Origin of the sequence: Streptomonospora nanhaiensis (genome assembly GCF_026642255.1) — a bacterium.
Classification (GTDB): domain Bacteria; phylum Actinomycetota; class Actinomycetes; order Streptosporangiales; family Streptosporangiaceae; genus Nocardiopsis; species Nocardiopsis tropica.
On record NZ_CP113264.1, the window covers coordinates 1,015,835 to 1,028,312 of the forward strand.

Consider the following 12,478-nt stretch of genomic DNA (forward strand, 5'->3'; position numbering starts at 1 on the left):
GGGCGTCCGCTACTCGCCCCGGAGGTTCTCCTTGAGGAACTCCACCTGGAGCAGCATCAGGTTCTCCGCGACGGTCGGGTCGGACGGGGAGTGCGTCACCCCCGACAGCGGCAGCACCGTGTGCGGGCGGCCCGCCGCCATCAGGGCCGACGACATCCTCTGGGTGTGCGCGAACGCCACGTTGTCGTCCGCCAGGCCGTGGATCATCATCAGCGGGCGCTCCAGCTTGGCCGCCTCCTCCAGGAGCGAGCTGCGCACGTACGCCTCCGGGCGCTCCTGCGGGGTGCCCAGGTAGCGCTCGGTGTAGTGGGTGTCGTACAGCTCCCAGTCGATCACCGGCGCGCCCGCCACCGCCGCGTGGAACACGTCCGGGCGGCGCAGCACCGCGAGCGCGGCGAGGAACCCGCCGAACGACCAGCCGTGGATGCCCACGCGCGCGGTGTCCAGGAAGGGGAAGCGGGCCGCCGCGTCCCGCAGGGCCGCCACCTGGTCGTCCAGCACCGGCGCCGCCAGGTCGAGGTGGATGCTCTGCTCCCACTCCACCCCGATCCCCGGGGTGCCGCGGCCGTCCGCGATGAGCACCGCGAAGCCCTGCTCCGCGTACCACTGGGCGGTCAGGTAGGCCCCGCGCGCGTTGAGGACCCGCTGGGCGTGCGGTCCCCCGTAGGGGGCCATCAGCACGGGGAGCGGACGGAGGTCCTCGCGGTACCAGGACGGCAGGACGAGCGCGGTCGGGATCCGCCGCTCGCCGGCGCGCCAGAACTCCACCCTCGGCTCGGGGAGCTCCGGCGCCTCCGCGAGGCTGGGGATCTCGGAGTACGCCCGCCGCGTCTCGGTGTCGGCGTTGCGCACGACCACGGTGCGCACCCCGGCGAAGTCCATCGACCGGTGCTGGACGACGAGGGTGCCGCCGCGCAGCCTCCCGGAGCGCAGGCCGCTGTGGGCCCCCGAGTCGGCGGACCGGGAGCAGCCGTGCCCGGGGACCTCCACCGGCGCCGACAGGCCGGTGGCCAGGTCCACCAGCCACAGGGACACGTCGCCGGGGCTCCCAGCGGGCGAGCCCGTGTAGAGGACGCGGTCGCCGTCCACGTCGACGACCCCGCGCACGTACACGTCGGCGGGGCTGACGGGCGTGCCGCCGACGTACACGCGCCGCTCACCGGGCCCGTCGGGCCCCTCGGGCCCGCGGGCGATCCACACCAGGTCCCCGGAGGCGGTGTGGGCGGGCACGCCCGGCATCAGCTCGACCCACACGCCGTCGGTGTCGGTGCGCACCTCGGCGACCAGGCCGGTGGCCGGGTCGGCGCTGAGGAGGGTGAGCGAGCGCTGGCCGCGGTCCTGCGCGGTGAGGACGACGGTGGGGGTGCCGTCGGGGCCGGTGGTCCAACCGACGGTCGACAGGTAGGGGAAGGCCTCCCGGTCCCACTCCACCCAGGTGGGGGAGGGGCGGCCGTCCCGCCGGTACGCCCCCGCCGAACCGACCGGGAACACGGCCAGGCGCACGTCCGCGTTGACGCCCCCCGCCGGCGGGTAGCGCAGCGCCGTCGGCTCCTGGCCGGGGCGGCCGGGGTCGGAGACGTACCAGGTGTTCACCGCGGACTCGTCCACGCGGGCGACGGCCAGCGAGGAACCGTCCGGAGCCCACCAGAAGCCCCGGTAGCGGCCCATCTCCTCGGCGGCGACCAGCTCGGCCAGACCCCAGGTGACGTGGTCGCCGTCGGGCTCGGCGACCACCCTGTCGCCGTGGTCGGACTCGGCCGCGGCGACGTCGATGACGCGCACGGCCCCACCGCTGACGTAGGCGACGCGGTCGCCCGCCGGACTGATCCGCGGGTCCACGACAGGGGTGGCCGCGGGCAGCTCGCGGGGCGCGCCGCCGTCGCCGACCAGGTCGACGTAGAACAGCCGCCCGGACAGGGTGAAGACCGCCCTGGTGAAGGCGTCGTCCACCGAGTAGGACACGATGCCGCCGCCGCTCTCGCGGAGGCGCTCACGGCGGGCCCGCTCCTCCGGGGGGAGGTTCTCGTCGTCGGCGCCCAGGGCCTTGGGGTCGGCGACCACCGACTCGGTCCCGGCCTCCGTCTCGTGCACCCACAGGCACGTGCCCGTGTCTACTCCGTCGCGCCCCCGGAGGAAGGCGACGCGTTGTCCGTCCGGCGAGATCTGGAACGCGCGCGGAACACCGATCGTGAAGCGTTGGGTACGGGCCTGTTGGCGAGGAAAACTCATAGGGGGATTGTGTCCCATGCCGCGCCCGGGCGGGGGCGCGTCCCCTCCCCACCGGCCACGACGCGCGGAGGTCCGCGCCGGGCGGCGTCCCGGGGGCCGCACCCGCCCTCTCGCGCCTCAGGAGGCCTCCGGAGGCCGCCGGGGGGTGCCCCGCGCGTGCCGCGTCCCCGCCCCCGTGCGCCGCAGGAGGCGCGCTCCGGCTCCGCGCCCGCACCCCGTCGCACCGGGCGGGGTTCCGGACCCCGGTCGGACACGGGTGTGTGAAGGTCACGCCATGTCGTGATGCGACCGGTATCGTTCGCTATGTGACTGACAGGCGACTGATGATGGTGCACGCGCACCCCGACGACGAGAGCATCGTCACGGGTGCGACGCTGGCGAAGTACGCGGCCGAGGGGGCCGGCGTCACCCTGGTGACCTGCACCCTCGGTGAGGAGGGCGAGGTCATCCCCGACGACCTCGCGCACCTGGCCGCCGACCGCGACGACACCCTGGGCAGCCACCGGACCGGCGAGCTGGAGAAGGCCTGCGTCGCCCTGGGCGTGCGCGACCACCGGTTCCTCGGCGGCGCCGGCCGCTACAGGGACTCGGGCATGGCGGGCGGTCCCGCCAACGACCACCCGAAGGCGTTCGCGGGGGCCGACCCGGAGGCCGCCGCGACGATGCTCGCGGAGATCATCCGCGAGGTCAGGCCGCACGTACTGGTCAGCTACGACGAGTACGGCGGCTACGGGCACCCGGACCACGTCCAGGCGCACCGGATCACCCGGCGCGCGTGCGCCCGGGCCGGTGAGCGCTCCATGGCGGGCACGCCCTGGCAGGTCGGCAAGCTCTACGCGATCGCCCAGCCGGTGTCCGTGATCGAGGCGTCGATCGCGCGGCTCAACGAGGAGGCGGGCCCGTTCACGCCGCCCGCCCAGGTGTCCGACATCGCGCGCGGCACCCCGGACGAGCTGGTGACCACGCGCGTCGACGCGGGGGCGCACTGGGCGGCGAAGGCGATGGCCATGCGGGCGCACGCCACGCAGATCACCGTGGACGGCGGGCGGTTCGCCCTGTCGAACGGCATCGCGCAGGAGATCGACGCCGTCGAGTACTTCACACTGCTGCTGGGGCCGGCGCCGCGCGTCCGGCCGGGGGAGTACGAGACGGACCTGTTCTCGGGGCTGTGATCCCGGGCGGTCCGGGCGACCGTCTACCCTCGTCTGCTGTGAGCACACCTGAGTCCACCGGGGCCGGAGAGCGGAGACCGCCCCGGACGTCCCTGTCGCCGCTGCTGACCGCGGCCACCTTCGCGGTCCTGCTGCTGCTCGGCGCCCTCCTGGGCCTGCTGTCCACGACCGGCGCCGGCTGGCTCACCCGCTACTGGGACGCGGGCCGGCCCGCGACCCTGCTGTCGGTGGCGGGGCTGGTGGCCTTCCTGGCGCTCCTGTACGGGGCGGGCCGCCTGTGCGCGTGGGGGACCCGGGGCCCGTCCGGGGCTGTGGCCTTCGCGGTGGGGTTCCTGGCGGTGCTGATCGCCCTGGTCAGCTACCTCCCCGGCGGTGACGCCGTCCTCAGGAACCACCTCATGCACAACGCGTACATGTTCGGGACGATGCTGGTCCTGGCGATCTCCGTGGTCCGCAGCGGGATCTTCCTGCCCCCGACCCCGCAGGGCGGCGCCCGGCCGCAGGAGCGGCCCCCCGCGGGCGCGCACCCGCCGAACGGGGACTGACCCCGGCGTCGGGCCGTACACGGGGAGAGGACCCCGGGGCGATCCCCGGGGTCCTCTCCCCGTGTACGGGCTCAGGCCCAGAACTGCAGCAGGAGCTCTCCGTAGAAGGCGATCCCGGGGAACACCGGATTGGGCAGGACCAGGTCGAACAGGCCGTACACCAGGTTCACCATGACCTCCCTGACCCCGGGGAACCACAGGACGGCGAACACGGCCACGGAGCCGAACAGGGCGTTGCGGCGGGCGGCGGGGACCCACGGCGCGCGGTGCGCCGCCGCGGCCAGCACCTCGAAGCCGTCCAGGCCCGGGACGGGCAGCAGGTTGACGAGGGCGGCGGTCAGGTTCGCGAAGGACAGCAGCGCCATCGCGGCGATCGCCCAGTTGGTGGTGTCGTTGCCGGGGGGGACCAGGACGGTCACGACGGCGGCGAGGACCGCGGACAGCAGGAGGCTGGCCAGCGGGCCGGCGAGCGCCACCGCGGCGCGTCGGCCGCGCGACGGGATGCGGTCCCAGTCGACGTAGGCGGGCGGCCCGGTCATGCCGAAGGCCCCCAGGCCCAGGTAGAGCGAGGGCAGCACGAGCCCGGCGAAGGCCTGCTCGTAGGCGAACGGGTTGAGCCTCAGGTAGGCGCTCCCGCGCAGCGAGCGGTCCCCGGCCAGGTAGGCCGCGAGCGCGTGCGCGAACTCGTGGACGGCCGAGGAGACGATCCACCCGAGCAGGATGAGCAGGGGCGGGATCAGCGGGGTGACGCTCGCGCCCTCGGCGGCCCAGTCGAGTTCGACCGCGCGCCAGGAGAGCCAGCCGGCGAACCCCGTGAGCCCCAGCAGCAGGACGAACACCGGGCTGGGCAGGAAGTCGAGCCGGCTCGGGGCCGGGGCGCCCTCCGCGGGCGCGCCGTCGTCCCCGGGGGGGTCCTCCGCGTCCGCGGTGTCCCCGCCGGGGCCGGGAGCCCCTGTGCCCCCCTCCCCGGAGGACGCCGGTTCGTCGTCGTCCCCGCCCAGGTCGGGGCGGTTGAGGGCGCCCTCGGGCATCCTGTCCCACGGGTCGACGCCGGGCGCCTCGTCCGCGCCCCGGTCGGGTCCGGGCGCGTCGGTCGTCTCCGCCTTCTGGGGCGGTTCGGGCGTGGGCATGGTGCTCCTGCTGGTCGCGGGTGGGTCGCGCTCCAGATTAGGCCCTGGGCGGGACCCGTGCGCAGCGGGTGCGGCACAGGGGGGGCGGGGCGGCGCGGGGGCCTACACGACCGCCCGGGGGGCCACCGCCGACTGGTGCAGGCACGCGACCGCGAAGGCGCGGCCGGGCGCCGTCAGCTCCCGGTGCCCGGCGCCGTCGTCCTCGCCGAGCAGGCCGAGGGTCTCCAGCAGCCAGCACACCGCCATCACCAGCGCCCGCACCCGGTCCGAGGCGGCCTCGGCGGTCCGCCGGTGCGAGGCGGCGTGCCGGCCCGACGCGAGCGGCGGCTCCGGCGGCACCCAGCCCGACTCGGTCAGCGTCCTCTCGGCCGCCTCCACGTCCGACTCGCGCCGGCGCTCGTGCGAACCGCCGCCCTGCGGGGAGCGGGACAGCAGCATGCCCAGGAGCGTCTCCGCCGCCGCCTGCTCCAGTCCGCCGGTTCGGCACAGGGTCTCGGTGGAGGCCCGCCACAGCGCCTCGGGGTCCTCGCGCAGCTGCCGCCCGCGCCGGGTCAGGACGAGCCGGCGCCCCGAGCGGCGCACGGCGCGCATGCCCCGCAGCGCCTGGTGCAGGGCGATCAGCTGGGTCGCGTCCGTCTCGCTGCGCGGGGGTTCCGGGGTGGTCCGCCAACCGAAGTCCGCGCACATCTGGCGGACCACGCCCGGCGAGATGTAGCCGATCTGGGTGAGGGCGATGCCGTCGGCGGCGAGGTCCAGCAGCCGTTGCAGCGGCGCCATCGACCGGTCCGCCGCGCGCGGCACGTCCGCGCCGGCGATGATCTGCCCGACGAGCGGCCACAGCCGCTGCCGGTGCGGGTGCGCCGACGAGCTGAGCCACGCGCGGACCCGCTCCTCCCGCACCAGGTCCAGGTGGCTCAGGCCCCGCCGTCCCGGGCGGGTCAGGAAGGAGCGCGTGAACTGCTCCTGGGCCGGACGCCACCCGCGCTTTCCCGGCCTGACGTCGCCCAGGGAGATGGCCAGCTCCAGGGCGGCCGAGGTCTCGTCGCGGGCGCGGATCTCCGCGTCGCCGACCGCGGTGCCCCACGTGAGCTCGGGGAGGTCCGGGGGCTCGACCCCGGACTCCCACATGAGCCGCTCGTACATGGCCAGCCCCGCCGCGTGGTCCTCGGAGTAGACGGCGAGCAGGGAGGAGGTCTCCTGCGCCGAGCAGATCTGCGCGTACCGGTAGAGCTGGAGGAGGGAGAAGAGGCTGCCGAGGGAGCGCACGGCGAACAGCTGCTCGTCGGCGGAGTCCTGGAAGCGGACCGGGAGCTCGAACCAGCAGAACCGCTGGACGGCGTGCTGGTTGAGCCTCTCGAGCTCCTGGTCCGGCGCCAGGGCGTCCAGCGCCGCCCGTGCCGTGTCGGCGGCCCGCTCGTCCCGTCTGGCCAGCTCGGCGAGGGCGGACGCTACTGCTTCGCGCATGACGGGCGCTCACCACCTCCCCGCGTACCCGCGCCCGTCCGCGCGGTGTTCCGCGGGGGGCGCGTTGTCTCGTTCGTCTGTCCCCGGGAGGGTCGGGCCGGGACCCGCTCCGGGACTGTGCGTCTCCTACCCCGCACGGGGCGAAGAATGCCTGTGCTCAGGCACGTGTGGACGCCGCGCCCGGCGCCGTCCGGCCCGCAGCGGGGCTCAGGCCGTCCTCGGGGGAGGACCGCCGCGGCGGCGCGGGGGCACCGGCGGAACGACGCGGCTGGCGGCGACGGCCGACTCCTCGACCTCCACCGCGGAGCCGTCGCGCCGGCGCACGGTGATGACGCCGCCGTCCCAGGACTCCACGACCCCGACGATATCGGTGAACCCGCCCCCGGGGAGGGTTGTGCGTACGGAGACCCGGCGGCCCACGTCCTCCGGGGTTATCCGGTGGACGAGACGTCCTCCCATGTGCATCGAACGAGCCCCCCGATTGTGCGCAGGTTGTTCTTCGCCGCCATACTAGGAGGACGACATCTGTGCCATTTGCTTGCAGAGCCCGGGAGCAGGGCATAGGCGCCCGCACGCCGAACCCGGTCCGGGGTTCTCAAGGTCCCCGCCTCCCCCGTGGAAAGCGGGGGTGAGACAAGGAGTACGACGTGACCTACGTCATCGCGCAGCCCTGTGTTGATGTGCTGGACAAGGCGTGCATTGACGAGTGCCCCGTGGACTGCATCTACGAGGGCGACCGCATGCTCTACATCCACCCGGACGAGTGCGTCGACTGCGGTGCGTGCGAGCCGGTCTGCCCGGTCGAGGCCATCTACTACGAGGACGACCTGCCCGAGCAGTGGTCCGACTTCTACAAGGCCAACGTCGACTTCTTCGACGACCTGGGGTCCCCGGGCGGCGCCTCGAAGGTCGGCAAGATCGACCGCGACCACCCGCTCGTCGCGAAGCTGCCCCCGCAGGCCGAGTAGCCGCGCAGTCCGCGTTCCGGCCCGACAGGGGCCGAGCCGCCACCGCACCCCCCTGGCGCAGAGGGTGCGCGGGCGTGGGTCACCCGTGCGGTGACGTGTCGCGCCGACCCCCTCCGGCGGGTCGGCGCGATTGCTGTGCGAACCGAAACCGATGGATGGAGTGTGCACCGATGGCCGAGCGGCGACCCGTGGCGGACCGGCTCCCGACCTTCCCGTGGGACCGGCTGGCGCCGTACAAGCGCACGGCCGCGGCGCACCCCGGCGGCATCGTGGACCTGTCCGTCGGCACGCCGGTCGACCCGGTCCCGGCCTCCCTCCGCAAGGCCCTGTCCGACGCCTCGGACTCGCCCGGATACCCGCTGACCTGGGGAACGCCCGAGCTGCGGGCCTCCATCCGCGGCTGGCTGTCGCGCCGCCACGGCGTGGACGTCGCCGAGGGCGCGGTGCTGCCCACCGTCGGCTCGAAGGAGCTCGTCGCGTGGCTGCCGACCCTCCTCGGCCTCGGGGCGGGCGACACGGTCGTGCACCCCGCACTGGCCTACCCGACCTACGACGTCGGCGCCCGGATCGCCGGTGCGACCCCGGTCGCCTCCGACGGCCTGACGGCGCTGGGCCCGGCCCCGGCGGGACTGGTGTGGGTGAACTCGCCCAGCAACCCGACCGGGCGCGTCCTGGGCGTCCCGCACCTGCGCAAGGTCGTGGAGTGGGCCCGCGAGCGCGGGGCCGTGGTGGCCTCCGACGAGTGCTACCTGGACCTCGGCTGGGACGGCGCGGAACCGGTGTCGATCCTGCACCCGGACGTGTCGGGCGGATCGCACGACAACCTGCTCGCGGTGCACTCGCTCTCCAAGCGCTCCAACCTGGCCGGCTACCGGGCGGCCTTCGTCGCCGGGGACCCCGCCCTGGTCGGAGAGCTGCTGGCGGTGCGCAAGCACGCCGGGATGATCGTCCCCGCGCCCGTCCAGGCGGCGATGCGGGCGGCCCTGGACGACGACGCCCACGCCGCCGAGCAGAAGGAGCGGTACCGGGCCCGCCGGGCCCGGCTCCGCGCGGCCCTGGAGGGGGCGGGCTGGCGGATCGAGCACTCCGACGCCGGACTGTACCTCTGGGCGAGCCACCCCCGCCACGACGCCTGGGGCGCGGTCGCGCACCTGGCGGAGCGCGGTGTCCTGGTGGCCCCCGGCGACTTCTACGGCGCCGCGGGGGCGGGACACGTGCGGGTGGCGTTCACCGCCACCGACGAGCGCGTCGGGGCCGCCGTCGAGCGGCTGGCGGAGTAGCGGGACGGTCCCGGGGAACGGGCCCGGCGGCCGTTCCCCGGGACCGCTGCGGACGCACAGGGCCCCGGCGCGCGTTGTGGGTTCTGGCGATCCCCGCAGCACCCTGGATTTCAGGGAGTTGCGGGGATCGTGGATTTTGAGGGGTTGAAGGCGAGGTTCTTCGAGGCGCTGGACCGGGAGGACCGCAGTGTCCCGGGGGCTGCCCGGGCGGTCGGGGTGGGCCGCCACACGGCGGTCAGCCCAGGACCACGCGCCCCCGGGTGTCCTCCCCGGCCGCCGTCCACGCCTCGGCGCCGTCCAGGCCGTCCGACGCACGCCACAGCCGGTCACCGTAGGCGACGGAGGTCAGCCCGTACTCCTCGGCGTGCGCGACCGCCCACAGGGCCATGGCCCAGCCGAGGTCGCCGGTCCTCATCGCCTCGTCCGCGTTCAGGGGGAGCTCCGCCGGGTCCACGCCGAAGACCCTCGCCATCTCCTCCTGGGCGCCCGCCGTGTCCGCGTCGCCCGCCCGGAGGGCGTCCAGGCCCTCGGCGTCGTACCAGCAGGTCAGGCTCGGTCCGAGCTCTCCGGTGGTCACCTCGGCCATCCGTGCCGACAGGGCCTCGTGCTGGTCGTAGGCGTAGCCGTCCGCGCTGCGCTGGACCGCCTGGGCGGCCTCGAACACCGGGATCTCCGACCAGTTGTTCACCTCCACCAGCTCGTCGTAGAACGCGCGGGTGGCGAAGACCGGGTCGAGGATCTCCTCCGGCTCGCCCCACTCCTGGGACGGCCGCTGCTGGAACAGGCCGAGGGAGTCCCGGTCGCCGTACTCCAGGTTGTAGAACGCCGTCTCCTGCCACACGGTCGCGAACGCCACGGTCACGGCCTCGGGCGGCAGGTCGCGGCTGAACGCCACCCCGCCCACCGTGGTCGCGCTCACCGCCTGGGCGATCTCCATCTCGTACTTGCCGTCGGACAGCTGCAGACGGCAGCCCGGATCGGGGGCCTCGACGGTGGTCTCGACCGGCTCGAACGTGGTCAGCACGTAGTACGCGCCCGCGACGAGGAGGCCGCACACGAGGAAGAGGGACAACAGGATCTTGACGAAGGCGGAGAGCCTCCGGCGCTTACTGGGCACAGGCGAACCAAGGGTCGGGAGCAGGTGGGGTGCACCACACGGAGAGGAACGTCACCCGTGCCGCGCGGGGCCCGCAGCGAGCCCAGGCCGCATTGTAGTCCGCACCGGGAGGCGGGACGGGGCGGATCCCCGGAGGCGGCCGGCACACACGGGCGGGGGGTACCCCCGCACCTTTCGCGAACCACTAACGTGTGTGCACATGACCAGCTCGTACTCCAGCCCGCTGCCCGACCAGATCGACGAACTCTGGGAGAAGCGCTCCGAACTCACGCCCTCCCACGCCGAGGCGCGCGAGACCATCACCGGCGCCATCGACCTGATCGACGAGGGCAAGGCCCGTGTGGCCTTCGTCGACCCCGCGACCGACGAGGTCGTGGTCGACGAGCGCGCCAAGCGTTCCATCCTCCTCGGCTTCAAGGTCCTGGACATGAAGGAGTCGCAGGTCGGCGACTTCCGCCACCACGACCGCATGCCCCTGAAGACCCGCTTCGACGGCGTCCGCGTCGTCGCGGGGGCGATCGCCCGCTGGGGCTCCTACCTCGCCCCCGGCGTCGTCCTCATGCCGTCCTTCACCAACATCGGCGCCTACGTCGGCTCCGGCACCATGGTCGACACCTGGGCCACGGTCGGCTCCTGCGCCCAGGTGGGCCGGAACGTCCACCTGTCCGGCGGCGTCGGCGTCGGCGGCGTCCTGGAGCCGCCGCAGGCCTCCCCGGTCGTCATCGAGGACGACGCGTTCCTCGGCTCCCGCAGCATGGTCGTCGAGGGCGCCCGCGTGCGCACCGGCGCCAAGCTCGGCGCGGGCACCATCCTGACCTCCTCCACGCGCGTGTTCGACGCCGAGACCGGTGAGGAGCTCGAGCGCGGCGAGGCCCCGGCCTGGTCGGTGTGCGTGACCGCGAACCGGACCAAGAGCTTCCCGGGCGGCGACTTCGGCATGCCGGTCCTGCTGGTGCTCAAGCGCCTCCAGGAGGGCGAGGAGCACGACAAGCTCGCCCTGAACGACCTCCTGCGGGAGCACGGCGTCAACGCCTGACGCGCGTCCGTCGGACCGGCGGGGCACACGCCCGGCGGCACGCCGTCCGCGTCCGGCAGGGGCGCCCTCCGAAGGCGGGGGGCGCCCCTCGCGCGTTCGGGGACCGACCCTCGGTCGGCGGCCCGCCCCCTCCGCCGTGGCCTCGTACCCGTGGCGGGGTCGGACGGGGCGGCCGCCGAGCTCCACGGCCGCCCCCGTCGGGCCCATGGGCGGACCGCCCCGGCCGGGGCACCCGACGAGGGCCTCGTTGCCGCCGCCACGTGGCCCCGGGGCGTCGAGGCCGGCTGCAAGTACGAGATCATCCAGGTCAGAACCCCTCATATCCCACCGGCAACGGTTCCGTCCGGCCCACTAGGGTGGCCGTACGCGCGACCCGCCCGCGCACCCGCCGGGGTGGGCGGGCGGGTCGCGCGGCACGACGGCACAACACAGCTCGGAAACGGGGCGACACCATGCTGGACCTGACCTCTGACGTGGCGGACCTGACCGCCGCACTCGTGGACATCCGTTCCGAGAGCGGCGACGAGGGGAGCCTCGCCGACGCGGTCGAAGGGGCGCTGAAGGCCCTCCCGCACCTCGCGGTCACCCGCGACGGCGACGCCGTGGTCGCCCGCACCGGGCTGGGCCGCCCGCGCCGCGTGGTCGTCGCCGGGCACATCGACACCGTCCCGATCGTGGACAACGTCCCCTCCCGCGTCGAGGGCGGACGCCTCTACGGGTGCGGCACCACCGACATGAAGGCCGGGGTCGCCGTCCAGCTCAAGCTGGCCGCCCTGGTGGCCGAACCCGTGCACGACGTCACCTACGTCTTCTACGACAACGAGGAGGTCGACGCGTCCCGCAACGGCCTCCTCCGGCTCACCCGCAACCACCCGGAGTGGCTGGCCGGGGACTTCGCGATCCTGATGGAGCCCACGGACGGGGTGATCGAGGGCGGCTGCCAGGGGACCATGCGGGTGGAGGTCGTGTCCCGGGGCAGGCGCGCGCACAGCGCCCGCTCGTGGATGGGCGAGAACGCGATCCACGGCGCCGGGGCCGTCCTCGACGTGCTGCGCGCCTACACCCCCCGCGAGCCGGAGGTGGAGGGGCTGCGCTTCCACGAGGGCCTCAACGCCGTGTTCATCGAGGGCGGGGTCGCCGGCAACGTCATCCCCGACGAGTGCGTGGTGAAGGTCAACTACCGGTTCGCCCCGGACCTGTCCGTCGCGGACGCGGAGGCCCACCTGCGCGAGGTGTTCGACGGCTTCGAGGTGCGCGTGGTGGACGCGGCGGCGCCCGCGCGCCCGGGGCTGGACGACCCCTCGGCGGCGGCGTTCGTCGCCTCGGTGGGGGAGGGGGAGGCCCGCGCCAAGCTCGGGTGGACCGACGTCTCGCGCTTCTCGGAACTGGGGGTGCCCGCCGTCAACTACGGCCCCGGCGACCCCGTGCTCGCGCACACGAGGGACGAGTACGCGGAGATCGCGAGGATCCGCGAGGCCGAGGAGCGCATGGTCGCCTGGCTGACCGGGGCCCGATGACCGCCGCGGGCCCGGCCAGG

At 74.6% G+C, this 12,478-nt stretch carries 11 protein-coding genes; 6 read left to right on the forward strand and 5 right to left on the reverse strand.

Annotation, left to right across the window (positions count from 1 at the left end; translation table 11 throughout):
* Positions 1 to 9: 9 nt before the first annotated feature.
* A complete protein-coding gene (locus tag OUQ99_RS04580) occupies positions 10 to 2,229 on the reverse strand; it encodes a S9 family peptidase (RefSeq protein WP_267948177.1) in 2,220 nt (739 codons plus the stop codon).
* A 305-nt stretch (positions 2,230 to 2,534) separates the two neighbouring features.
* On the opposite strand from OUQ99_RS04580, the gene mshB reads away from it, so the two are divergent.
* Both mshB and OUQ99_RS04590 read left to right on the forward strand, forming a co-directional pair.
* Entirely contained in the window at positions 2,535 to 3,401 is an 867-nt protein-coding gene (gene mshB / locus OUQ99_RS04585) for an N-acetyl-1-D-myo-inositol-2-amino-2-deoxy-alpha-D-glucopyranoside deacetylase (protein WP_267948178.1), read from the forward strand.
* Between the two features lie 38 nt (positions 3,402 to 3,439).
* A complete protein-coding gene (locus tag OUQ99_RS04590; RefSeq protein WP_267948179.1) occupies positions 3,440 to 3,946 on the forward strand; it encodes a hypothetical protein in 507 nt (168 codons plus the stop codon).
* A gap of 71 nt (positions 3,947 to 4,017) precedes the next feature.
* Here the strand turns inward: OUQ99_RS04590 and OUQ99_RS04595 are convergent, their stop codons facing one another.
* From OUQ99_RS04595 to OUQ99_RS04605, 3 genes are all read right to left on the reverse strand, one after another.
* The gene (locus OUQ99_RS04595) at positions 4,018 to 5,076 is read right to left on the reverse strand and encodes a site-2 protease family protein (RefSeq protein WP_267948180.1); all 1,059 of its coding nucleotides are present in this window, start codon (positions 5,074 to 5,076) and stop codon (positions 4,018 to 4,020) included.
* A gap of 102 nt (positions 5,077 to 5,178) precedes the next feature.
* Entirely contained in the window at positions 5,179 to 6,540 is a 1,362-nt protein-coding gene (locus OUQ99_RS04600; RefSeq protein ID WP_267948181.1) for a hypothetical protein, read from the reverse strand.
* A 207-nt stretch (positions 6,541 to 6,747) separates the two neighbouring features.
* Entirely contained in the window at positions 6,748 to 7,005 is a 258-nt protein-coding gene (locus OUQ99_RS04605; RefSeq protein WP_267948182.1) for a hypothetical protein, read from the reverse strand.
* Between the two features lie 182 nt (positions 7,006 to 7,187).
* On the opposite strand from OUQ99_RS04605, the gene fdxA reads away from it, so the two are divergent.
* Together fdxA and dapC are read left to right on the forward strand one after the other, a co-directional pair.
* Entirely contained in the window at positions 7,188 to 7,508 is a 321-nt protein-coding gene (gene fdxA / locus OUQ99_RS04610) for a ferredoxin (RefSeq protein WP_013154907.1), read from the forward strand.
* Positions 7,509 to 7,678: 170 nt separating this feature from the next.
* The gene (gene dapC / locus OUQ99_RS04615) at positions 7,679 to 8,788 is read left to right on the forward strand and encodes a succinyldiaminopimelate transaminase (RefSeq protein ID WP_267948183.1); all 1,110 of its coding nucleotides are present in this window, start codon (positions 7,679 to 7,681) and stop codon (positions 8,786 to 8,788) included.
* A gap of 235 nt (positions 8,789 to 9,023) precedes the next feature.
* On the opposite strand, the gene OUQ99_RS04620 is transcribed toward dapC, so the two are convergent.
* Positions 9,024 to 9,905, reverse strand: coding sequence for a hypothetical protein (locus OUQ99_RS04620; protein ID WP_267948184.1), 882 nt, complete (start codon positions 9,903 to 9,905; stop codon positions 9,024 to 9,026).
* 199 nt (positions 9,906 to 10,104) lie between these two features.
* Here OUQ99_RS04620 and OUQ99_RS04625 point away from each other — a divergent pair, with 199 nt between their 5' ends.
* On the forward strand, positions 10,105 to 10,941 hold the full coding sequence (locus OUQ99_RS04625; protein WP_267948185.1) for a 2,3,4,5-tetrahydropyridine-2,6-dicarboxylate N-succinyltransferase: 837 nt from the start codon (positions 10,105 to 10,107) through the stop codon (positions 10,939 to 10,941).
* Between the two features lie 452 nt (positions 10,942 to 11,393).
* A complete protein-coding gene (gene dapE / locus OUQ99_RS04630; RefSeq protein ID WP_267948186.1) occupies positions 11,394 to 12,458 on the forward strand; it encodes a succinyl-diaminopimelate desuccinylase in 1,065 nt (354 codons plus the stop codon).
* The last annotated feature ends 20 nt before the right edge of the window (positions 12,459 to 12,478 follow it).